General features: G+C 71.8%; 24 protein-coding genes. 10 read left to right on the plus strand and 14 right to left on the minus strand.

What is annotated here, in order from left to right; translation table 11 throughout:
* Positions 1-63: 63 nt before the first annotated feature.
* On the minus strand, positions 64-903 hold the full coding sequence (locus tag ACFVVO_RS23785) for an SDR family NAD(P)-dependent oxidoreductase (RefSeq protein WP_390057595.1): 840 nt from the start codon (positions 901-903) through the stop codon (positions 64-66).
* Positions 904-1,135: 232 nt separating this feature from the next.
* On the opposite strand from ACFVVO_RS23785, the gene ACFVVO_RS23790 reads away from it, so the two are divergent.
* Both ACFVVO_RS23790 and ACFVVO_RS23795 read left to right on the plus strand, forming a co-directional pair.
* A complete protein-coding gene (locus tag ACFVVO_RS23790; protein ID WP_390057596.1) occupies positions 1,136-1,741 on the plus strand; it encodes a TetR/AcrR family transcriptional regulator in 606 nt (201 codons plus the stop codon).
* Entirely contained in the window at positions 1,738-2,730 is a 993-nt protein-coding gene (locus tag ACFVVO_RS23795; RefSeq protein ID WP_390057597.1) for a DMT family transporter, read from the plus strand. The genes ACFVVO_RS23790 and ACFVVO_RS23795 overlap by 4 nt, the downstream gene beginning before the upstream one ends.
* A gap of 77 nt (positions 2,731-2,807) precedes the next feature.
* Here ACFVVO_RS23795 and ACFVVO_RS23800 read toward each other — a convergent pair whose 3' ends face one another.
* Together ACFVVO_RS23800 and ACFVVO_RS23805 are read right to left on the minus strand one after the other, a co-directional pair.
* Positions 2,808-4,889, minus strand: coding sequence for a SpoIIE family protein phosphatase (locus ACFVVO_RS23800; protein WP_390057598.1), 2,082 nt, complete (start codon positions 4,887-4,889; stop codon positions 2,808-2,810).
* 172 nt (positions 4,890-5,061) lie between these two features.
* The gene (locus ACFVVO_RS23805; RefSeq protein ID WP_390057599.1) at positions 5,062-5,991 is read right to left on the minus strand and encodes an amidohydrolase family protein; all 930 of its coding nucleotides are present in this window, start codon (positions 5,989-5,991) and stop codon (positions 5,062-5,064) included.
* On the opposite strand from ACFVVO_RS23805, the gene ACFVVO_RS23810 reads away from it, so the two are divergent.
* The 4 genes from ACFVVO_RS23810 (at position 5,985) to ACFVVO_RS23825 (ending at position 8,061) form a co-directional block, all read left to right on the plus strand.
* Positions 5,985-6,170, plus strand: coding sequence for a hypothetical protein (locus ACFVVO_RS23810; protein WP_390057600.1), 186 nt, complete (start codon positions 5,985-5,987; stop codon positions 6,168-6,170). The genes ACFVVO_RS23805 and ACFVVO_RS23810 overlap by 7 nt on opposite strands.
* A gap of 194 nt (positions 6,171-6,364) precedes the next feature.
* A complete protein-coding gene (locus ACFVVO_RS23815) occupies positions 6,365-7,009 on the plus strand; it encodes a lytic transglycosylase domain-containing protein (RefSeq protein WP_390057601.1) in 645 nt (214 codons plus the stop codon).
* A 66-nt stretch (positions 7,010-7,075) separates the two neighbouring features.
* The gene (locus ACFVVO_RS23820; protein WP_390057602.1) at positions 7,076-7,573 is read left to right on the plus strand and encodes a hemerythrin domain-containing protein; all 498 of its coding nucleotides are present in this window, start codon (positions 7,076-7,078) and stop codon (positions 7,571-7,573) included.
* 95 nt (positions 7,574-7,668) lie between these two features.
* Entirely contained in the window at positions 7,669-8,061 is a 393-nt protein-coding gene (locus tag ACFVVO_RS23825; RefSeq protein WP_390057603.1) for a DUF2267 domain-containing protein, read from the plus strand.
* Positions 8,062-8,121: 60 nt separating this feature from the next.
* Here ACFVVO_RS23825 and ACFVVO_RS23830 read toward each other — a convergent pair whose 3' ends face one another.
* The gene (locus tag ACFVVO_RS23830; RefSeq protein WP_390057604.1) at positions 8,122-8,547 is read right to left on the minus strand and encodes a DUF6003 family protein; all 426 of its coding nucleotides are present in this window, start codon (positions 8,545-8,547) and stop codon (positions 8,122-8,124) included.
* A 412-nt stretch (positions 8,548-8,959) separates the two neighbouring features.
* Between ACFVVO_RS23830 and ACFVVO_RS23835 the strand changes: the two genes are divergently transcribed.
* Positions 8,960-9,271: a hypothetical protein gene (locus ACFVVO_RS23835; protein WP_390057605.1), complete on the plus strand. Its 312-nt coding sequence runs from the start codon at positions 8,960-8,962 to the stop codon at positions 9,269-9,271.
* Between the two features lie 146 nt (positions 9,272-9,417).
* On the opposite strand, the gene ACFVVO_RS23840 is transcribed toward ACFVVO_RS23835, so the two are convergent.
* The 3 genes from ACFVVO_RS23840 to ACFVVO_RS23850 form a co-directional block, all read right to left on the minus strand.
* Positions 9,418-11,181: an MOSC domain-containing protein gene (locus ACFVVO_RS23840; RefSeq protein ID WP_390057606.1), complete on the minus strand. Its 1,764-nt coding sequence runs from the start codon at positions 11,179-11,181 to the stop codon at positions 9,418-9,420.
* Positions 11,182-11,374: 193 nt separating this feature from the next.
* Complete coding sequence (locus ACFVVO_RS23845; protein ID WP_390057607.1) at positions 11,375-12,055, minus strand: hypothetical protein; 681 nt, start codon at positions 12,053-12,055, stop codon at positions 11,375-11,377.
* A 419-nt stretch (positions 12,056-12,474) separates the two neighbouring features.
* On the minus strand, positions 12,475-12,804 hold the full coding sequence (locus tag ACFVVO_RS23850) for a helix-turn-helix domain-containing protein (RefSeq protein WP_359556594.1): 330 nt from the start codon (positions 12,802-12,804) through the stop codon (positions 12,475-12,477).
* 100 nt (positions 12,805-12,904) lie between these two features.
* Between ACFVVO_RS23850 and ACFVVO_RS23855 the strand changes: the two genes are divergently transcribed.
* Positions 12,905-13,453, plus strand: a complete 549-nt coding sequence (locus ACFVVO_RS23855; RefSeq protein WP_390057608.1) for an STAS domain-containing protein — start codon at positions 12,905-12,907, stop codon at positions 13,451-13,453.
* Here the strand turns inward: ACFVVO_RS23855 and ACFVVO_RS23860 are convergent.
* From ACFVVO_RS23860 to ACFVVO_RS23885, 6 genes are all read right to left on the minus strand, one after another.
* Positions 13,375-15,069 (minus strand): RecQ family ATP-dependent DNA helicase, encoded by a 1,695-nt coding sequence (locus tag ACFVVO_RS23860; protein ID WP_390057609.1) that lies wholly within the window; start codon positions 15,067-15,069, stop codon positions 13,375-13,377. The two genes, ACFVVO_RS23855 and ACFVVO_RS23860, sit on opposite strands and share 79 nt — an antisense overlap.
* A 200-nt stretch (positions 15,070-15,269) precedes the next feature.
* Entirely contained in the window at positions 15,270-16,196 is a 927-nt protein-coding gene (locus tag ACFVVO_RS23865) for an SDR family oxidoreductase (protein WP_390057749.1), read from the minus strand.
* Between the two features lie 640 nt (positions 16,197-16,836).
* Positions 16,837-17,106 (minus strand): HU family DNA-binding protein, encoded by a 270-nt coding sequence (locus ACFVVO_RS23870; RefSeq protein WP_390057610.1) that lies wholly within the window; start codon positions 17,104-17,106, stop codon positions 16,837-16,839.
* Between the two features lie 212 nt (positions 17,107-17,318).
* Complete coding sequence (locus ACFVVO_RS23875; RefSeq protein ID WP_390057611.1) at positions 17,319-17,543, minus strand: hypothetical protein; 225 nt, start codon at positions 17,541-17,543, stop codon at positions 17,319-17,321.
* A 283-nt stretch (positions 17,544-17,826) separates the two neighbouring features.
* Positions 17,827-18,306, minus strand: a complete 480-nt coding sequence (locus tag ACFVVO_RS23880; RefSeq protein WP_390057612.1) for a DUF3618 domain-containing protein — start codon at positions 18,304-18,306, stop codon at positions 17,827-17,829.
* Positions 18,303-18,734, minus strand: coding sequence for a phage holin family protein (locus ACFVVO_RS23885; protein ID WP_390057613.1), 432 nt, complete (start codon positions 18,732-18,734; stop codon positions 18,303-18,305). Before ACFVVO_RS23885 ends, ACFVVO_RS23880 begins: the two co-directional genes overlap by 4 nt.
* Before the next feature lie 359 nt (positions 18,735-19,093).
* Between ACFVVO_RS23885 and ACFVVO_RS23890 the strand changes: the two genes are divergently transcribed.
* A complete protein-coding gene (locus ACFVVO_RS23890; protein ID WP_390057614.1) occupies positions 19,094-19,573 on the plus strand; it encodes an ATP-binding protein in 480 nt (159 codons plus the stop codon).
* Between the two features lie 149 nt (positions 19,574-19,722).
* Here ACFVVO_RS23890 and ACFVVO_RS23895 read toward each other — a convergent pair whose 3' ends face one another.
* The gene (locus ACFVVO_RS23895) at positions 19,723-20,712 is read right to left on the minus strand and encodes a magnesium and cobalt transport protein CorA (protein ID WP_390057615.1); all 990 of its coding nucleotides are present in this window, start codon (positions 20,710-20,712) and stop codon (positions 19,723-19,725) included.
* A gap of 224 nt (positions 20,713-20,936) precedes the next feature.
* Between ACFVVO_RS23895 and ACFVVO_RS23900 the strand changes: the two genes are divergently transcribed.
* Positions 20,937-21,854, plus strand: a complete 918-nt coding sequence (locus ACFVVO_RS23900; protein ID WP_390057616.1) for a class I SAM-dependent methyltransferase — start codon at positions 20,937-20,939, stop codon at positions 21,852-21,854.
* Positions 21,855-21,860: the final 6 nt, after the last annotated feature.

The raw sequence follows: 21,860 nt of genomic DNA on the forward strand, positions 1-21,860 counted from the left end.
GGCCGATGCCGAGAGGCATGTTCGTGCCGAAACGCCGAGGGGTACCGAGGGGCGCGCTCCGGCTCACTCGCGCGAGCGCTCCGGGGTGCGGTAGCGGGGGGCCAGGGCGGCGCCCGAGCCGTCGCGCACGGCGAGTTCCTCGTCGGCCAGCCGGGCCAGGGGCCCGGGGTCGGACAGGCCGGGCACGCACACCACCTCCCGGCTCTCCAGGGCGGCGAGGGAGGCCGCGACCACGTCGGCGGGAGGCATGCCGCCCTCGTCGTGGACCCGGGCTTCCCCGGTGACGGGAGCCTCGCCGGTGCCGAGGTGGAACTCGGTGGCGGTCAGCCCGGGGCAGACGACCTGGACCCGCACCGGCGTGGCGGCCAGTTCGGCGGCGAGGGTCCTGGTGAACGTCACCATGTAGCCCTTGGTGCCTCCGTAGACGGCCCGGTGGGGGAGGGGCGCCGGGGGCAGGGCACCGGCGAACGCCAGCAGCGAGGCGACATTGACGACGGCGCCCCGGCCGCGCGCCACCATGCCGGGAAGGGCCGCGCGGGTCAGCACTGTCGGCGCCACGACATTCACGTCGATCACCTTGGCGAGCAGGGCGGGATCGACCTCGGTGAAGGGCCCGTACCCGTTGATTCCGGCGTTGTTGACGAGCAGCGCCACGTCGTCGGCGGCCACCCGCTCCGCGACCCGGGCGAGGTCCGAGGAGCGGGCGAGGTCGGCCACCATCGGCTCCACCGCGGCCCCGGTCTCCTCACGCAGCCGTCCTGCCAACGCGTCGAGCCGGTCGGCGCGCCGGGCGACGAGCACCAGGTCCCAGCCCCGCCGGGCCAGCGTGGCGGCGTACTCGGTGCCGATCCCGGACGACGCCCCGGTCACCACGGCCAGGCCGACCGGGCTGTCGTACGGCATCGCTGCTCCTTCGCTCGGCAGCCCCCGCCCCGCCGCCCGTCACTCGGTGGGAGCCATGGGTTCATCCAGTGCCGGGTACCCAGCCGCCGCGGCGGAACCGGATCTCCCTCCAGTGGTTCTTCTCGCCGCAGGCACCGTCCACCCTCCGATCCTGTCGTCCTGACCGGGCGGCCGAAGCTCAGCGCACCGGCTATTCTAGGTAGACCTACCTACCTACCTAGTCTGGATGGCGATGGGCGAGACCGACATGAGTACGACGGCCCACGGAAGGCGACGCCCGGCCCGGGACCGACTGCTGGAGGCGGCGGCCCGGCGCTTCTACGCCGACGGTGTGGCGGCGACCGGCATCGACACGATCACCGCCGAGGCCGGCGTCGCGAAGATGAGCCTGTACAACAACTTCTCCTCCAAGGCCGAGCTGGTCCGCGCCTATCTCGACGCCCGGCACGAGGAATGGCTCGGTCTCTACCGGGCGCGGCTGGAGTCGGCCCAGGGGCCGCGGGACGGGGTCCTGGCGGTGTACGACGCGTACGCGGACCATGCCGCGTTCGCGTACGAACGGGGCTTCCGCGGCTGCGGTCTGCTGAACGCCGCCGCCGAGTTCCCCACCGGGGACGAGGGCCGGGCCGTGGTCCGCGCCCACAAGGAGGAGGTCGAGCGACTGATCACGGGGCACCTGGACGAGCTGCTGCCAGGCCGCCCCGACGAGGCCCGCGCGACGGCCGAGCACCTGTCCTTCCTCCTGGAGGGCGCGATGGCCCGCGCCGGTCTGGAGGGGGACGACGAGCGCCTGCGACACGCCCGAGCGCTCGCGGCCGGTCTGCTGGACCGGTTGTGAAGGGCGTCGACCGCGGCCGGTCCGCGGGGACGGGGGCGCTGTGCGTGCTGGCGGCCTCCGTGCTGTGGGGCACGACGGGAACGGCCGCCACCTTCGCTCCGGAGGTCGGCCCACTGGCCATCGGAGCCGTCGCCATGGGGCTCGGCGGGCTCCTCCAGGCGCTCGCCGCCGCGCGGCCGACCGTCCGCGACGTCCCACGCCTGCTCGCCCGGCGCGGGACGGTACTGCTCGGCGCCGTCTCGGTGGCCGTGTACCCCCTGGCCTTCTACAGCTCCATGCGGCTGGCCGGTGTCGCCGTGGGCACCGTGGTGTCGATCGGCACCGCCCCACTGGCCTCGGCGGTGATCGAGCGGGTCGTGGACCGGCGCCGTCTCACGCGCCGCTGGATACTCGCCGCCTTCCTGGGCCTGCTCGGCACGGTCCTGCTGTGCGTCGCGGAAGCCGCACACGCCTCCGACGGCGCGGGACGGCGGTCGGTGGCCGGCATGCTGCTCGGGGTCGGCCTGGGTCTCGTCGCGGCCGCGACCTACGCCCTGTACTCCTGGGCCGCGCACCGGCTGATCACCAGCGGGATCCCCTCGCGTGCGGCGATGGGCGCAGTGTTCGGCCTCGGCGGTCTGCTCCTCGTCCCCGTCCTGCTGGCGACCGGCGCCCCGCTCGTGGACTCGTGGTCCAACGCGGCCGTCGGCTTCTACATGGCACTGGTCCCGATGTTCGCCGGCTACGTCCTGTTCGGCTGGGGGCTCGCACACGTGCCGGCCAGCACGGCCACCACCCTGTCCCTGCTCGAACCGGCCGTCGCCGCCGTCCTCGCCGTCCTGGTCGTCGGCGAACGCCTCCCCGTGGCCGGCTGGACCGGTATCGCGCTCGTCATCATGTGTCTCGCCGTCCTCACCGCGCCGACCGGCGCCGGCGCCACGGTGAGGGACGAGGTGACACACCCGAGCGACGCGCCCGTGCCGGCGCAGGCGCGCACGGCCGAGGGATGATCGGCTGAGCGCCAGGAGGTTCCAGGAGACCGTGCACCCAGGACGCATCCGGGTCGGAGCGCGCCGCCCGGGGCCGGCTACGGCGCCAGTGGTTGGGCACGGGCGATGAGCAGGGCGACGTCGTCGTGGCCGGTCGAGTGCCGCAGCCGCAGCAGGAGCCGGTCGCAGGTCTCCTCCACGGTGCGGCCCGGCTCCGCCAGCAGGCGCAGCAGGGCGTCGAGACGGTCGTCGATGGCGTCGTCGCGGGTCTCGATCAGGCCGTCGGTGTAGAGAACCAGCTGGTCGCCGGGCTCCAGGGTGAGGGTCGTGGTGTCGAACGGGGCGCCGCCGACCCCCAGCGGAAGACCGGTGGGCAGGTCCAGGAGTTCGGGCGGTCGCCCGGCCCGGATCAGGACCGGGGGCAGGTGTCCGGCGGAGGCCAGGTGGAGCCGGGTGCGACGGGGGTCGTAGACGGCGTAGAGGCAGGTCGCGATGTAGGGGTCGAGACTCAGGGTGATCCTGTCGAGGTGGGTGAGGACGCGGGCGGGGTCGAGGTCCAGATCGGCGAGGGTGGAGGTGGCGGTGCGCAGGCGGCCCATGGTGGTGGCGGCGTCGATGCCGCTGCCCATGACGTCGCCGACGGTGAGGACGGTTCGGTCGCCGTCGAGGGGGATCACGTCGTACCAGTCGCCGCCCACCTGGCTGAAGGCCTGGGCGGGCCGGTAGCGCGCGGCCACCTCCAGGCCGGGATGGCGGGACGGGAGTCGCGGGAGCAGGCTGCGCTGGAGGGTCTCGGCGGCGCTGCGGATGTGCTCGTGCAGGACGGCGTTGTCGATGCTCAGCGCGGCGGTGGAGGCGAGCTCGCAGGCCAGGGCGAGGTCGTCCTCGTCGAACGGCTGGGGGTTGCGGGCGCGGGCCAGGCCCATGACGCCGATGACGTTGTCGCGGGCGATGAGCGGGATGGCCATGTCGGTGTGCACACCGGCCCGGGCGAGCAGGCCGGCCTTCTCGGAGTCGGCGGCGATGCGGTCGTGGCCGCCGCTGTCCACATGGGTGATCAGCAGGGGCTTACGGGTGCGGACGCAGTGGGCCGCCGGATGGTCGGCGTGGTACGTGGTGAGGCAGCCGGGCGGAACGATCGCCTCGGCGGCGTCGGTGGGATAGGCGGTCTTGACCGCCAGGGCGCGGAACTGGGCGGGGCCCTCGCCCAGCTCAGCCCGCCCCGTCTGCAGGACGGAGTCCAGGAGGTCCACCGCGACCATGTCGGCCAGGCCGGGCACCACGACGTCGGCCAGTTCCCGCGCCGTCCGCTCCACCTCCAGGGTCGTGCCGATGCGAGCCGAACCGTTCGCCATCAGACGCAGCCGCTGCTGAGCCCGGTCGGCTCTCCGTGCGGCCTCGTAGCGGTCGGTGACGTCGATGACGACATTGGCGATGCCCAGCACGTGCCCGTGCGTGTCCTCCAGCCGATAGAGCGAGACCGCCCAGGCGTGGTCGTTGTCCGGGTCGGCCGCGGTACGGCCCACCACCTGCCGGTCCACCATGGGCACGCCGGTCGCCAGGACCTCGCGCATCGCGACCTCGGCACTCCGGAACGGATCACCCGGCAGGACGTCCCGGAACCTCCGGCCGACGTGCTCGGCCTCGGGCCACCCGTGCATCTGGGCCATCGCAGGGTTGACGGCCAGGTACCTCAGGTCGTTGTCCAGGACGGACAGTCCGACCGGCGCCTGGGTGACCAGCCGGGTGGACAGGGCCACCTTGCGTTCCACCTGTCGCAGCGTGGCCCGGTCGGTGGCGAGCCCCAGGGCGTAGTGATCGCCCAGGTTGTCCGTCAGCCGCATGTTGCGGAACTCCACCATCCGGGTACGGCCGTCCTTGTGCCGGACGGGAAACGCCCCCGCCCAGCCCCGGCCGGACTCCATCACCCCGGCGAAGAGCGTGATCGCCGCGTCGCGGTGCTCGGGGTGCAGGAGCAGCGGGGCCGCGTACTGCCCGACCGCTTCCTCCCCGGTGTAGCCGAACAACTCCTCGGCCTGCGGGCTCCACATGTCGATCCGGCCATCGGCCTCCACCAGCACCGCCGCGACACCCAGCAGGTCCAGCAACCCGCTCGGCTCCGCGACGGCACTCTCCTCGCGGTCCGTCGCCCACTGCGGGCGCTGCTCGGCTCGGCTCATCGGCATCGCTCCCTTCCCTCGCCGCAGAGGCACCCCTCTCAGCAGAGCACGTAAGGAAGCCGCCCGCCGCCTCCACCGCCCCGCCGACGGTGCGGCGGCGAGCGCCTCCCACCGGGGTCGAGCCGGCGGACGGCACCCGCGCCACGGAGTGACCACGGCACATCCATCATGCTCACAGCCCGAACAGCTTCGCCGCGTTGCCGTGGCACACCGCCCGCAGCCACTCCTGGCCCAGATCCAGTCGCTCCAGGGCGTGCAACTGGTGCGCGTACGTGTAAGGGATGTTGGGGAAGTCGGAACCGAGCAGAACGCGGTCGCCGAGCCTGGCGAGCCGGGGCAGGGCCCGGCGCGGGAACGGCATGAGCTCCTCGGTGAAGTCGGTGAACGCCATCGTCGTGTCCAGCCGCACCTCCTCGTACCGCTCGGCGAGACCGAGGAAGTCCTCGTACTCGGGCATTCCCAGATGCGCGACGATCAGCCGCAGCCTCGGATGCCGCGCCAGTACCCGCGTGATCGGCCCGGGACCGGTGTACCTGCCCGGCGCGGGCCCGGAACCGCAGTGGATCACCACGGGAACCTCGGCCTCGGCCAGCACCCCCCAGGCCGGCTGGAGCAGCGCGTCGGCCGGGTCGTACGCCCCGACCTGCACATGCGCCTTGAACACGCGGGCGCCCGCCTCAATGGCCTCACGGACGTACGCCTCGACGCCCGGCTCGGGAAAGAGCGTGGCGGTGTGCAGACAGTCGGGGGTGCGGCGGGCGAAGTCGGCCGCCCAGCCGTTCAGCCACCGGGCCATGCCGGGCTTGTGCGGATAGAGCATCGCCGTGAAGGCCCGGACACCGAACTCCCGCAGCAGGGACGTCCGTTCCTCCTCCGCCCTCCGGTAGGCGATCGGCCACTCGAGGCCGGCGGTCAGCGGTCCCTGTTCGTCGAAGTAGTCCCAGACCTTGTGCAGGACACGCTCGGGCATGAAGTGCGTGTGGACGTCGATCAGCCCGGGAAGCCCGAGCCGGCCCCAGAAACGGCGGACCTCCCCGGCCTCGTCCGCACCGGCGGTCACGTCACTGGTGGAGCCTCGCGAACCGGTAGCCGCGGGTGGCATGTGGTGATCACTCATGCCGCCCACGATCGGCCCTGGCGACGGGGCGGGTCCACCCCCTGACGCTGATCGCGCTCTTCCTCGGCGAGGAGACCAAGGACGTCTCCCTGGACGACGGCGAGAGCGCAACGGCGGACGACGGTATCCGCGCCAAGGCCGCCGCCTCCGCGGTCACCCCGTAGCTCCGGCGCCTCTTCCCCCGGCTCGCACCTCGCTCTTCAGCCCCCGGCCCCGCATCCCAGCAGCGCCGGGGGCCGTCGTACGCCCGACCGCCGCGTTGGATTGAGGGTCGGGCGCGCGGGCAAGCGGACGTCACGACGGCGGAGCCCGGGCGGGTCGCCGCGTCCGCCGAGGAGACCAGGGAGAGTGGGCAGGGATGACGCGGGAAACGATCGCGGCGTCGGGAGAATCGTCCGGGCGGGCCGACCGGGGCGACGCCCCGACTCCGCCGTTGCGGCCGGGCGGGTACGACCCGGGCGACTACGCCGCGCTCGTCGTGCGCAGCGCCGAGGAGGCCGGGGTGCCCGCGCTGCTGCTGATGGGCGTGCTCCACAACGAGGCGTACAAGCCGCACCACCCGCTGCTGGAGCGGCTGTGGCACTGGTGGAAGCCCGAAGCCTCCTTCGGTATCGCCAACATGCACCGGGCGACGTTCGAACAGGTGCGGCGTGCACACGGCCTGACGGGCCGATGGAAGGACCTGCGCGACGACCCCGCGTTCGCCGTGCGGACGGCGGCCCTGCACCTGAAGGACCTCGACCGGCGACTGCCGCAGCGGCATGTGAGCCGCTACAGCCGGGACGAACTCCTCGCCCTGGGCTACAACGCCGGTGAGCGCAACATGCGGGCCTTCGCCCGCGGCGTGCCCCCGGGCCCCATGGCCCGGTCCTACCTCCGCCGCCTGCGGGCCAACCGCCGCCGGTCGGCCGAGGCCCTCGCGTCGGTCGCCGGCCGGGGCGCCGCGGCTTCCGAGACCACGCCGATGGCGCCGACCAGGCGGAATCGGGCAAACGGGGTATAAAGGGCATTCGTGGCGGGGGTGCGGGTAACGGGATGTGAAAGTCACTCCTACAAGGAGGCGCATCCCATGACGCCGACTCAGGATGTCGTCGAGATGATCCTCGAGGATCACCGGACGATGGAAGATCTGCTCCGCCTGATGCGCAGCACGGAGTCCGACCGCCAGAGCGCGCTCCACGATTTCGCGCACCTGATGATCGCGCACGGTGAGGCCGAGAGAACTTCGGTCCACCCCGTTCTGCTGTCCTTCGAGGACGCCGACACCGTCGAGCTTGTCGAGGCCGCGCACCAGGAAGCCGTCAAGGTTCTCTTCGCACTCCTCCAGGTGCGCCGGATCGGCTCCGTCGAATGGGACTGGAGGCTGCAGCAGTTGGCCTCCGTCACCGCCCGCCACACGGACGCGGAGGAGCGCACCCTGGTCAACCGGGTTCGGCAGAGCCTCGGTCGGCAGTGCCGGGAGGAACTCGGCGCCGGTTTCGCCAGGACGGAGGCCGAGTTGCTGACGGCACGATGCGGCAGTGTCGCCAACGTGCACCGCATGGTCCACGACGCCGCACCCGCGTGATGTCTCGTCTGCTTCGTGAAGACCCGGCGACCGGACCGTCCCGGTCGCCGCGGAGAAGAGAACCACGACAGAGGGAACCACGACAGGAGGCTGTCATGAACTGGACCCTGGACACCTTCCTCACCCAGGTCACCGAACGCGCGGGCTACGACGGGCCGGAACAGGGAGCCAGGGCGGTGCAGAACGTGCTGGAGGTGCTCGGCGCCCACCTGGTGGGCGACGACCGCACTGACCTGGCCGCGCTCCTGCCCGGAGGCTGCGGAGCACTGCTGACCACGAGCGAGCCGGCCAGCGAACCGCTGACACCCGCTTCGTTCGTCGAGGCCGTGGCCGACCGCAGCCACGAGGACCTCGCCGAGGCCAGACGCGAGATCGACGCCGTACTGCCGACTCTCGCCGAGGTGGCGGACCAGGCACTGCTGCGCCGCCTCCTCACGCAGCTACCGCCGGGCCACGCGGGCCTGTTCGGTCGCACGGACCCTGGATGACCGGCCTGGGCGGTCCAGTTGCCCGCCCAGGCGGCGCCGGCTCCACGCGGGGCCGCTGGATCAGTCGCCGACGGCCTGGACGATGTCCCGCGGATCCAGACCGGTGAGCTGCGCGATGCGCGGCGCGGGGATACCGGCGGTGAGAGCGCGGTGCACCAGCGACTGCCAGTCCTGGGTGGTGTCCCGGAAAGTCAGCAGCTCGGACTCCAAGTCCGTCACGGACCGGGGCGCACAGGCGTGCTCGACCCGCAGTGTCTCCTCCTCGCTGAGGGGCACCGGGAGCCGCTCCGCCTCCTCCGGAATGAGCACCTCGGCTCCGGCCGGCAGGATCCTGACGTGCTCGGAGGAGGCGGGGATCCCGTGGGCGTGCAGCCAGCCCAGCACCGCTGGGCTGTCGGCGCACTCCAACTCGCCGACCGCGGACAAGGCCGCACCCAGACGCGGATGACGCTCCGGGAGAACGAACAGCAGGGCCTCGTCGGCCATGGTCGGCACCTCTCTCACAACAACTGGGCAGGGACCCCATCCCTATCCCCTCCCAACTCGATGTGCCCGCATCGCCATCGCCCACTCACTCCGGAGGATGGCGGGCCGATCGCGTGTACGCGTTCCCGGGATCGATCTTCAGGACAAACCGCAGGCGGCGGTCTCTTGCAGGCGGCGGCGCGCGCGGCCGCCCCCCGGCGGGCCGCCGACTGCCTAGATGAGGACGAGTCCCTCGCCCCGGCCCGAATTGGTTGAAGCGTGATTCCCGTCGGTGGCGGCCGGATCGTGCGTCTGCCGAGGTCACAGCGCTTCGTCAAGGAAAGACGGTACTGCCCGGAAAGACATCCGACGCGTTGCGTCGAGTGCAGTGTCATTGCAAGGCTTCCCTGGCATGGAACCCAGGAGCGAAGCCATGCGAAAGTCGTCCCGCAGCGGGATTCTGACGGCTGTGTGCGTAACCTCTCTGACCCTTCCCGCTCTCCTCGCGGCGCCGAGCGCGGCCGCGCCCCGGACGACGGAGGCAGCCCCTTCTTGCGTAGCGATGTATCAGAGTTGGCGGTACACGGAAGCCGCCAACGACTGTGCCGGCTCGGCGAGTGTGATGGTCCTCTACCAGGACGGCTCGACAAGCCTGTGTTCCACACTCGCGCCGCTCGCGGTCAGGACGGTCGGTGAGGGATACCTCGGCCAGCACGGTCGCGCCGACCACCTCGAGACGTGTTGAGCCGCCGGGACGGTGTTCGGCGGGCCGGACGGCGACGACGAGGTCGACTTCGGCCTGCGATGCCTCCTCGACGGCATCGCCACCACCCGGGAGGACCGCTGGTGTCCCGGATGTCGAGGCGCGTGCCGGGTGCGGTCGTCGGCCGACTACAGATCGAGGACGACTTCGCTGGTCGGTGCGCTGCAGCAGACGAGGACGGTGCCGGCCTCGGGGAGTTCCAGGGGCTGGGTGGTGTAGGCGATGTCGCCGGCCATGAGGTGCGTGACGCAGGTGTGGCAGACGCCGGTGCGGCAGGCCCAGCGGGTGGGGATGTCGCAGGCCTCGGCGAGCCCGAGGAGCGAGGCGTGAACCGGTGACCACGGGGTGCTCATGGCGCTGCGGGCGAAAGTGACGAGCGGGCCCGTGCCCGAAGGCCCGGGCGGCTGGTGCGGCCGGACCGCGGGGGCGGCTGTCACGCCGGGATTGATGGCGGGCAGGGCGCCGAACCGCTCCGTGTGGATCCGCTCAGCCGATAGACCGTGATGACGCAGGAAGCCGCTGAGGTCGTCCATGAAGGCGAGCGGTCCGCAGAGATAGGCGTCGGCGTCGGCCGGGATGCCCATGGCCCTCAGCGACTGCGCGGTGGGACGGCCCCGGGTGAAGCCGGGTTCGTCGGCCCGCGAGGCCGTCGCGGCGGTGTACTGGATGTGCTCGCGCGCGTTCGGCAGGCGGCCCAGAAGCGTGTGGGTCTCCTCCGCGAAGGCATGGTGGGCGCGGTCGCGGGCGGTGTGGATCCACCAGACGGGACGCGGATCTCGTGTGTCGGCGAGTTGGTGCAGCATGGCGAGCAGGGGGGTCGCGCCGATCCCCGCGGAGGCGAGGACGATCGGCCGACTGCTCTGTTCGAGTACGAATGACCCGCGCGGGCTGGCGACCTCCACGAGGTCTCCCGGCCGGAGCACGGCATGGATGTAGCCGCTGAGCGTCCCGTGCGGCTCGTGCTTGACGCTGATGCGGTAGAAGCGGGCCGTGGGCGCGGAGGAGAGCGAGTAGCTGCGCACCACCGGTCCGGCGTCGCCGACCGGGATGCGGACGGAGAGATACTGCCCCGCACGGGCCCCGGGCAGGGGAGTGCCGTCAGCGGCGTCGAGGTAGACCGAGGAGATGGCGGGGGTCTCGGGCACGATACGGGCCACGCGCATGCTCCTGAAGCCGGGCCACCCCGAGGCCTCCGCGGGTCGCCGGGTGCCGGGGTGCTCGCCCGGCGGTTCCGGTTCCCGGGTGGGTGGCCGGGCGTCGGCGAGTTCGCGGAAGGACTGCTTCCATCCAGGGCTCAGCGCGGGGATGTTCAGTGCCCTGCGCAGCATCCCGGGGTCGCGGTCGGGGAGGTAGAGCAGCGCGTCGGTGTCGGCGACGCTGAGTTCCTCCGGGCCCTTACGGACGAGGACGATGTCGTCGCCGGCCTGGACGTGCCCCTCGGTGATCACACGCAGGTAGAAGCCGGGACGGTGGTGGGCGACCAGGAGGGCGGCCATGGTGGGTTCACCCAGGCGCATGCCGACTCGATAGCAGGTGACACGGGGCTGGGTGACTTCGAACTCGGCTTCGCCGATGCGATACCGGTCGCCGATGCACACCTCACGGTCGGGCAGACCGTCGACGGTGAAGTTCTCCCCGAACATGCCGTAGACCAGGTCGTCACGGCCGAGCTCTTCCCGCCAGTACTGGTAGGACTGCAGTTGGTAGACGAGTACGGCGCGCATCTCGCCACCGTGACCCGCCAGGTCTCCCTGGCCGTCACCCTCGATATTGAGCCGCCGAACCATGCGCGGCCCCTGAACGGCGGATTTCCAAGCCCCGGTGTGAACGGTTCTTCCCTGCCAGGAGACGTCTTGGGGCTTGCCTACGTTGACGGAGAGCAGCGTCGCCATTGCGGACCTCCTGCGGAGCGGCAGGCCGGGGCAGTCGCTGATGGCGCGGTGTGCGCCGCGACCGATCCTAGTTCCGGCCCGTGCGTCCCGCCATCGACGCGTTCGCGGGACGAGGGGTGCGCCCGGCACGGGTCTGTCCTCGTGCTGAGCCACCGCTGACGCCTCGGTCGCGCGACCGGCGCTCAGGTGTGGGTCAGGCGCAGCCGTGCCGCCAGTTCCAGCCGACGAAGGTGTGCCGCAGCACCACGTCGAATCGGCAGGAGGCGGTGCCGTCGGCTCGGAGGCCGACGTACGAGTGGTGGCTGTTGGCGTACCAGTCCCCGGTCACGTCGAAGATGCCCCGGTAGGTGAAGTCCGCGTGCGCCGCGGAGCGGGAGTCCGCGCAGTCGGCGGTGCAGTCGGTGCCGTGCGTGACCGATGCCGGGGACCAACCGGCGTTCCAGGGCTCCCGGTTGTGCTGCTCGGTGGCATCGGTGGCGGCGCTGACGACCCGGTTGCCGCCGGTGGTCCAGTCGGACGTCGTGTACAGGCCGGTCATCCGGATGTTGCAGCAGTCGTACATCTCGTTCCAGCTCGAGACGTGGTGGGAGCCGTCCGTCGCGGTGGCCCGTTGTCCATCAGCGACGCCCCTCCCGGCCCGGTCCACGGGCACCAGCCGAACCGCACCGAACCGCGGAGCGCAGTCCGCACCGACCGAGACGTCCTGCTGCACCGCCATGCCCGCGGGCGGTTCCGGCAGCGAACTCGTCAGCCGCAGCGCGCCGCACGGACGAGCCGCGGGCCCCGCGTCCTTCTCGACGGCCAGGGCGGCGGGGCCGATCGCGACGAGCCCAGCGGCCGCGAGCATCACGAAGAGGGCGTAGTGAGTGCGCACATCCCGTTCCTTCCGGTGGAGTCGGCCTCCTGGGCGGTCTCAGACGCGAAACCTAACGGCAGGACCCGCACCCCGAGGCCGTCGCCGGAAACTTGGCGGAAAGGCGTCGGCACGCTGGACGGCCGTTTCGGTGACTTCGGCCTCCGCCCCGTGAGCAAGGTGCCCCCACAGTGGCAGGATCGGACCCCGCCTGATCAGCCACGGCCGATCGTCGTCGGCCGTCCGCGGCGCCCTGTCCGCGGCCCGTCACCGCATTCGAGGCCTTTCGGGAGCGTCGATGCCCAGAACACGATCACGCAGGACACACTCCTTCAAGGCCCGAGTGCGCGTGAGGAGTTGCCCATGCCCGAGGCGAGCCACGGGCCGTGCCGCGGGCACCATGATCAGCTCCGCTCCCACGTCGCGCAGGCCCCGGCGGTCTAGTCGGTGTTCACCGTTCGGTCCGCTTCGTCCTGGGCGAGCAGTGAGAGCAGCGAGGCCACGGTCAGCCCGATCCCGGCCTCCGCCGGGTGACGCAGGACCCTGGTGGGGTCGATCCGATAGGCGTTGCTGCGTCCCTGCCGGGTGTGGGAGAGGTATCCGTCCTGTTCCAGGTCGGTGATGATCTTCTGCACTGCGCGCTCGGTGAGCCGGCAGTGGGCGGCGATATCGCGGATGCGGGCGTTGTGGTTGTCCGCGATGGCGGCCAGTACGCGGGCATGGTTCGTCAGGAACGTCCATCCGCTGTGTGGCTCGGGCACTCCATCCATGTTTCAAGTTTACTGGGCAAGGCTTCATGCATCCAAAAACACGTACTTTATTTCAGGCATCGATTGACGTACTTTGGATCCCGAGGAACGCGTCGAGCGGATGACGGAGGGAGCCATGTACGAGCCGGCCCATCACGGAAGGTCCCGTACGGTGCGGGGGCGCCCCACGGCGGGCGCGGACAGGGGCCGTGGTCCGGTGCCGCCCGGCCTCGTGGTCGTCACCTACGCGTCGAGCGGATGCCGCACCCGCGTGACGGTCCGCGGTGAACTGGACCTCAACGCCGGCCGGCATCTGCACGGCCAGCTCCACACCGCGCTCGCCGACTCGGCCTGCGGCCTCGACCTGGACCTGAGCAGGCTCGGCTTCTGCGACTGCGCCGGCCTCAGCGTCCTGCTGGACCTGCGGGAGCACGCCCTCGGCCAGGGCAAGACCATCACGATCCGTGCCGTCGGCCCGGCCGTCGACCGGCTGCTCGACCTCGTCGGGGCCCGAGAGCTGTTCACCACCCCGCACTCCTGCCCGACGACGGCGTCGCGGTCGGGCGCAGGGGAGCGCCACCCGGCCGCCGGTCACTCCTCGCCGGGCTCACTCACCACCGTGAGCAGTTGTTCCCGGTCGGCCAGGGCGTCCAGGGAGAGCGTTCGGTAGCCGACCTCGTCGAAGAGCACGGTGATGCGGTCCCCGTCCTCGCTCAGCACGGTGCCGCGGCCCCACTCGGCATGCCGCACCGGCGCTCCGGCCGGATACGAGCCGGCATGCGACGGCCGTTCGTCGCGCGCCCCGTCATCGCCTCCGGCCCCCTGTTCGTCACACACGTCGCAGTTGCCGCACGCCGTCTCGGACTGCTCGCCGAAGTAGCCGAGGAGGAAGCGCCGGCGGCAGCCGGTCGTCTCGGCGTACCCCCGGGCCATGTCCACCCTCGACCGGTCCATCCGCTTGTGCGCCTCCGCGCTGTCCGCGGCCCGCCGCACCGCGCTCGAAGGCTGCATGCCCGAGGCCGGCCGGATGGCGCCCGAGACATCCGTGACCACGGCGCCGGCCTCCTCCAGCAGGTTCACGGCCGTGGTGACCCGGGTGCGGGACATGCCGACGTCGCGGCGCAGTTCCTCGAGGTCCGGGGGATCGCCGGTGCTGTCGTGGACGGCTCGCACGACCGCGCCCACGGATTCCGCCCTGACCGTACGGCTGCTGAAATAGGCCTGCATCCCCGTGTCCTCGGCCCGGTAGTGCAGCACGGCGAGGGCGGGCTGCCCGTCGCGGCCGCAGCGCCCGATCTCCTGGTAGTAGGCGTCCAGGGAGCCGGGCAGGGAGGCGTGCAGCACGAACCGTACATTCTCCTTGTCGATCCCCATGCCGAAGGCAGAGGTGGCCACCACGACATCCGTGTCGCCCGCCAGAAACGCCTCGTGGACGCGTCGGCGCTCGGCGGCGCGCAGGCCCGCGTGGTAGGCCTCGGCGGCGAACCCGAGAGAGGCCAGCTCCGCGGCGTACGACTCGCTGTCCTTCCGTGTCGCCGCGTAGACGATGCCCGGCTTCGGAGCGGCGGCGGCCTCCTCGACGACCACGCGCCGCCGCTCGGCGTCATCAAGATGGCGGCGTACCTCGAGTCTGATGTTGGGACGGTCGAAACCCGTGACGAGCTGGCGGGGCCGGTCCATGTCCAGCCGTTCGACGATGTCCTGCCGTACCGGAGGCGCGGCGGTCGCGGTGAGAGCGAGTACCGGTGGCCTGCCCAGCCGCCGTGCCGCCTGGCCGAGGCGCAGGTAGTCGGGCCGGAAGTCGTGGCCCCAGGACGACACGCACTGGGCCTCGTCCACCACGAAGAGGCTGGGGCGCACCTCGGCCAGCCGCCGGACGACCTGGTCGTTGGCCAGTTGCTCGGGAGACAGATAGACGTAGCGCACCGCGCCGTCCCGGACCGCCTCCCAGGCGGCATCGGCCTCCGTCGCGCTGAGGTCGGAGTTCACGGCTACGGCACCCGGGCCGCTGTCGCCACCGGGCAGTCCGGCGATCTGGTCCCGCTGCAGGGCGAGCAGGGGCGACACGACCACCACCGGCCGGGGCAGCAGCAGAGCCGGAACCTGATACACGGCGGACTTGCCGGATCCGGTCGGCATGACGACGAGGGCGTCCCGCCCCTCCAGCACCCACCGCATGGCGGTGAGCTGCTCCGGACGCAGCTCGTTCCAGCCGAACACCTCGGCTGCCGTCTCCCGCAGCCGCCGGGTCGACCGTCTGCCCGTGTGTTGTCCTTCATCGGTCATGGCGCGGAGCCCATCCCATCCTGCGGTCCAGTGCGCCGCTCGACGCGGCGCTGCTCCGGGTCACCTGGTGCGTTCCCGGCAAACGCGGCGCGACGACCGGGGGAGGTCCCGACTTCGCCGTTCGGCCGGACCCCCTGCCCCCTGCCCTCGCCCGGTGGTCCTGCGCGTCGGAGTGGCCGGTGACCCGCGCGTGCGCGGCCCTACGGCTGATCGGTCGGGCGGTTGGCGGACCGGTGGGCGTTCCAGTCGGCGCGACCACCGGCGCCCAGGACGGTGAGATCGGCCGCCAGCTCGGAGGGGGAGTGGCGCCGCAGCTCGCGTCGGGTGATCCGGGCGACGACGGCCGGGAAGAGCGGCCGCAGCGGCTGACACCAGCGCAGCCACGGCGGGGCGTAGACGGAGTGGGCGCGACGGGCGATGCCGGAGGCGAGCCAGGCGGCGACCTGGTCGGGGGTGTGGACGCGGCGCGCGAAGCGGGGCTGATTGCGGCGCAGGGCGCTCAGGACGGGGTGATCGTCGATACCGGCGACCATGTCGGTGCCGGTCCAGTGCAGGTAGGCGACACCCACGGCGATGTGCTCGGGTTCCACCTCGCCGCGCAGCGCCAGGGCGAACGATTCCGCACCGGCCTTGGAGGCGCAGTAGGCGCTCATCATGGGGGCGGAACCGAAGGCGGCCGTGGACGCGATCTGGAGGAAGTAGCCGCGCGTGCGTGCCAATTGAGGGAGGAAGGCTCTGGCCGTGTTGGCGGCGCCGACGAGATTGACGTCTACGACCCGCTGCCACAGGTCCGCCGGCGTGTCGGCGAACGGGCCACCGGTCGCGATACCGGCGTTGGCCACGACCACGCTCGCCGGCCCCAGCCCCCTCTCCACCCTACCGGCGGCGCTTTCGAGCGCTGCGCGGTCGGTGACATCGGCCTCGACGCAGAAGGTCGGGTTCGGCAAGGAGCCGGCCGCCCGGTGGAGGGTCTCCTTCTCGCGCCCGAGCAGGGCCACGCTCATTCCCGCGTCGGACAGGCGCCGCGCCAGGGCTTCACCCACTCCCCGTGCGGCCCCGGTCACGACCGCGACCCGCCCGCGCAGCGGTGCGCCGAGACCAGGGCGGTGCCCGGCCGCGACGAAGATCTCTCGCAATTCCAGCCCTCGTTCCCATAGGCGGATACGGACGGCGCCGTCCCGGCTCACATACCCGGTCGAGGCGGTCGGGTCCGCGCCGTTTCGTCCGTTCGGGGGAGTGGTGGTGCGCAGGTCGGCGTCATCCCAGTGGTTCTGGGGCGAGTGTCAAGGAGCTACTACCGCAAACCGGGCATCCACCATTACGCTGGGCCGAACCTCTGCCGGGCCTGCGGGTGCAGTTCGCGCGCCGCAGCCGCCACCCGCACTGCCAGCAGTCGGGCCGAGCAGAGGTGCCCCATGACCGGCTTTCTTCACCCGCGCCCGGAGCGCTCCGACTGGCGTGACCAGGCCGCATGCTCCGGCGAGGACCCCTAGGTCTTCTTTCCGCTCGCCGACTTGGTCGACGGTTTCGACGACGAAGGCGACACGGAAGCCCATCACCGACTCCACCGTCCCGCTCATGCCGGCGATCAGCCGGCGATCGGCGGTGTGCACAGCCTTGATCTGCGGGGACCACGACGCCCACCGATCCACGCACGTGTAGCGCCGCCAGACCGTCTCGGGGCGGGCCGGGCCCGTGGCCCGTAGGGTCAGGCACCCCATGTCGGATCCGCGGGGCACCGTGCCGGGGAAACCGCCCGTGCGGTGCTCATCCTCGTCCGGTCTGATCCTGCAAGTACTCGGTGAGGGCCTTCCCAGGTCGGAACGTGGCCGCGCCGTCGGCGACGTGGAAGCTGCCGAAGCTGCCCAGGGTGACCGTCTCCCGGGCCTTGAGCGCCTCGGCGATCGTCCCGGCGTGCTCCACCGTGCCGAAGAGGGTGTCGAGAATCCGGCCGATGTCGTCCGCGGGGAGCTTCCCGCCGTCCGCGCGTTCGGCTAGGCGGCGGGCGGTCATTTCGGTGAGCTTCGACTTGTCCATGCGCACATTCCTCGTCGTGTCCCGGTGATGGTGCTCAGCGCTTCCACCATCGCGGGGCGCCGACCCGACCGCATCTCCCGGCGGGCGCTCGGGTGCGCTCGGATCGGTCACGCGCCGCCGGCGCCATGTATCGCGAACACCGGGGGTGGCCCCGCGGTGCCGGATTCGAGCCGTGGTCTTCAGCCGCCGGAGTACCGACAGGGAAGCGCCGGCTACACCTCGCCGGTGGCGAACAGTTCGAGGTGCCCGCACTTGGGGCACCGGTACGCCTCTATCTGCCGCCGGGGCCGCCCCATCCGCTTGGCGCCCCCGAACACGCCCCGTTCCAACGCGCCCTCGATCCAGCGCGCGTACCCGCGCGAGTGCTCGCCGGCGTCCTCGATGAAACCCTCCATCAGGCCGACGGTGCCGCAATGGGTGCACGTGTAGTTGTTCATTTCCGGGAGTGTAGGCAACGGCGCGGCCAGGTACGGCGTGGCTTCGCAGGTGCGGCACTGCGGCGCTGCGGCAGGTGGACAGGACCGCACATGGGACGGGCGGGGCCGGTTGAACTCATCGGCCCCGCCCCCTTGTTGCCGGAGTGCCGGTCATCCCGGCCAGGTGCCGGTCAGACGGCGAACGGCGACCGCGCCCGACGGACGCCGCCGGCCGGCATGCCGCTGACGGCGCCCCGGCGTGGGACCGGCCGGCTTGCAGGCGATCCCGGACGGCTTCACCGCGTCATCCCTTCCTACGGCACACCAGCCACACCATGGCGACCGCTCCGGCGGCGGCGAGCACCAGGCCGCGGTTGTCCCGCGCCATCCGCGCGCCCTGGACCGTCCTGGCCCGCACCGGTTCGGGCACCTTCTCCTCCCAGACCTGGCCGGCCTGCGCGGCCTTCATCCGTGCCTGCTCGGCCACCTGCGCGGCCTGTTCCCTGACCGGATCGGGCAGCTTGTCCTGCACACGCGACACCGCCTGGGCAGCCGCGGTCCTGGCCTGCTCGGCCCTGAGCACCGCCTGCTCCTTCAACTCGCCCGCCTTGACGGCCGCTTGGTCCTTGACCTCCGCGGCCTTCTCCTTGGTACGTGCCTTGACGTCGGTTTTGGCCGCGAGGGCCTCCACCGTGTCTCCGAGTTCCCGGCGAGTGTGCTCCACCTGCTCGCGCAGCTCCTCAGGGGTCTCGGCGGTCGGCTCGTCATGAGGCGGCTGGGTCATCGGTGCGCACTCTCCTTGATCTCGGCCACGTCGGCCTTCACGTTCTCGATCGTCGCCTCGGGCGCGGGCGGCGCGGCCTCGGCGAACTCCTTCTTCCCCGTCAGCGCCATCACCGCCACGATCACCGCGAGGACCGCGGTCACGATGAGGCCGGCGGCCCACACCGGCAGCGTCACCGCCAGCGCGGCGATCGCGGTGGCCACCAGGGCCTGAAGCATCAGGAACCCGACCAGGCCGGCGCCGCCGAACAGCCCGCCACCCTTGCCGTACTTCCTGCCCTTCTCCTTCATCTCCGCCTGTGCCAGGCGCAGTTCGCCGCGCACCAGCTCCGTCAACTGCTGCGAGGCACGCTGCACGAGCTCGCCCACAGGCTCCGACTCCGCCGTGTCCTGGCCGGGGCCCTGACGCGGCTGCGTACTGGACGACAAGGCGATCACCTCCTCCGTACTGATTCCGTCTTCCGGAAAGCGCACCGCGGCGCCCCCGTGAGCGCGCGGGTACCCCGAACAGACCAGTTCAGGGCAGCGATTTCGCTAAGTTGCCGCGTAGGCGGCCGGTGAGCCGACGCGGATCCGCCCGGCGGTCTCGGCACGACGCGGCCACGGCAGCGGTCACCGCCGCGCCGAGCAGGGGCTTTGACGGACGAACCAGGCGGCGGCCAGGCCGATCACGGCGGTACGGCGACTGATGCCGTGGTGAAAGGATCCGACACAGGGGTATCCGGCGTCACTCCTTACCGACGCGGGTATACGCGCGAGGGACGAACGGGGTGCGGAAGATGACGGCGATGGAATCATTGCCCGTGGGCGGGGACGGCGTCACGCCGGGCGAGCGGGCCGTACGGACCACGGTCGCCCTGGACAGGGACGGCACCGACATCGCTCAGGCCCGCCACCTGGCCGTCGACTTCCTCACCCGCGTTCGGACCGAACACGGGTTGCCCGTCTCACAGCGCGCCATGGACCTCACCCAACTGGTGGTGAGCGAGCTGGTCACCAACGCCCGCAAGTACGCCCCCGGCCCGGTACTGCTGGACCTGCGCGTCACCGGCGACACGGTCGAAGTCATGGTGTGGGACTCCGACCCGGAGCTGCCCATGGCCAGGGCCGCGGACGCCGGCCGGGTGGGCCAGCACGGCCTGGAGATCGTCATGGCCGTCGCCCAGGGCTTCGAAGCACAGCGGGAGCCGGTCGGCAAACGCATCACCGCGCGCATCGCTCTGATCGACGACCCCGGCGGTGCCGTCTCCGCACGCCCGCCCCGGTAGAACGACCGGCCGGGCTTCGGGCCCGGCCCTCCGACTCGGCTCGCGCCCACCTCACGCGCCGCTCGCGTCCGCCGGGAGGACGACGAGCGACACGCGGCGCACAGCACGGAGACGACGAGCGACACGAGGCGCACAGCACTGATCGGCTGTCACAGCCAGCCGTTGCGGCGGAAGACCCGGTACAGCAGGCCCGCCCCGAGCACCATCACGCTGAGCGCGCACGGGTAGCCGTAGCGCCAGTCGAGTTCGGGCATGTGGGCGAAGTTCATGCCGTAGATGCCGGCGACCATGGTGGGGACGGCGAAAATGGCCGCCCACGCGCTGATGCGGCGCATGTCGTCGTTCTGCCATGTGCTCACCTTCGCGAGATGGGCGTCCAGGGCGGACCCGAGCAGGTCGTCCAGGGCGCGGACTTCGGCGTCGGTGCGGTTGAGGTGATCGGTGACGTCGCGGAAGTACGGCACGACCTCCTTCGGCCAGCCGTCCCGCGCCGTGGTGAAAGGCTCCATGACCGGCACCAGCGGCTGGACGGCGTCGCGGAATTCCACCACCTCACGCTTGAGCGAGTAGATCTGTTCGGTCAGGTCCTGGCGGGCGGGCGAGAACACGCACCGCTCCAGTTCCGTCAGGTCCGTGCGTACCTGGACCGCGGCCTGGGCATAGGCGTCGACGATCACGTCGGTCACCGCGTGCAGGACGCCGACGGGCCCGAACCGGGCCATCTGCGGCTGCTCCGCGAGCCGGCGCGCGGCCTCCACCGTGGGATCGTTCGCACCGTGCCGCACGGTCAGCGCGAAGGACGGGCCGAGGAAGATCATCACCTCGCCCGTCTCCACGTCCGCGGTCTGCTCGACGAACCACAACGTCTTCACCGCGACCGCCAACACGTCGCCGTACCGCTCCTGCTTCGGCCGCTGGCGGGCTTGCACCGCGTCCTCGATGGCCAGAGGGTGCAACGACAGATACCCGCCCAGTCTCCGCAACTCCTCCTCGCTGGGTTCGTCCATACGAACCCAGGCGAACTCGTCCGGCTTCAGCACGGCCAGTCGGTCCAGGGCGACATCGCATTCGCCGTCCGCCTGCCGGCAGTCGATGTTCTCGCTCTCACCGGTCTTCTCCTGGTAGATCACGCACTCCATGTTCCTTCGGGTGCTTCCGCCGCCGCGTTCCATGCGCCCGGACCCGACGAAATCGCCGCGTAGATCTGTTCGCGCCTCCGTGTTCACCGCGTCGAGAAGGCGCCCGCGGGCGCGGACAGCGGTTGCGGTGCACCACGGACGTTCCCGGCCCCCGCGCCGCACCCACCGCATAGCCGGTCCGTGAAGCTGTGCCGTACGGCGCCGCTGGTGTTGAATACGGCTCCATGAGCGGGAGTGGGCGTGCGGCGAGCCGGACGGCGGTGCTGGTCTGCCAGGGGCGCGCGGCCGCCAACGGGAGGGCTGCCACGGACCAGTTCGCTGATCCGGTGGCGGCAGGGCTGCTGCGTGTCGCGGAACGCAAGCCCGTGGACGAGGTACGCGCGAACACTCCACCGCAGAGCTGGCAGGAGCGCACCGTGTACGAGAGTGTGCGGGCGTGCGCCGAGGTGGTGGTGCCGCGGACGGTCGCGATCGACGAGGCACTGCGCGTGCACGTGACCGGCCAGCTCGTGATCCTCGGCGCCGGCCTGGACACGCGCGCGTGGCGGCTGCCCGAACTCGCGCGGACAGATGTGTGGGAGGTCGATCATCCGGCCTCCCAGCAGGACAAGCGTGCCCGCCTCGCGGAGGCCGCGCCAGGGCTCCGAGGGCCGGACGAGGGCGGTCTCCTCGCCGCCGAGCCACCGGCCGTCGCCCGTTCCGTGCGGTTCACGCCGGCCGATCTCGCCGTCGATGATCTCGGTGCGGCGTTGGATGCCGCCGGGCACGACCCGTCCGCGCCGACGACATGGTTGTGGGAGGGCGTCGTCCCGTACCTCACGCGCGAGCAGGTGCGCGCCACGGTGGCCGCCCTCGCCGCCCGGACGGTCCCCGGCAGTGCACTCGTCGTCAACTATCAGGCGCCGTCGGCGAGGGCGGCCGCAGGGCGGCTGCTGACACGCGTGCTCGGCGGTTCCGTCACCTCGGGTGAGCCGTGGCGCTCGCTGTGGAGGCCGCGGCGGATGGCCGCGCTGCTCGCGGAGTACGGCCTGCGGGTGGTGTCGGACGACGACCTCCTCGCCGTCGCACGTACCCTCGGCAGCCCGGCACGCGGGCGGACATCCTTGCGGTCGGGTCGCGTTGCCGTGGCAGAGAGCCACTGACGGCAC

The organism is Streptomyces sp. NPDC058145, assembly GCF_042884245.1.
Classification (GTDB): Bacteria; Actinomycetota; Actinomycetes; order Streptomycetales; family Streptomycetaceae; genus Streptomyces.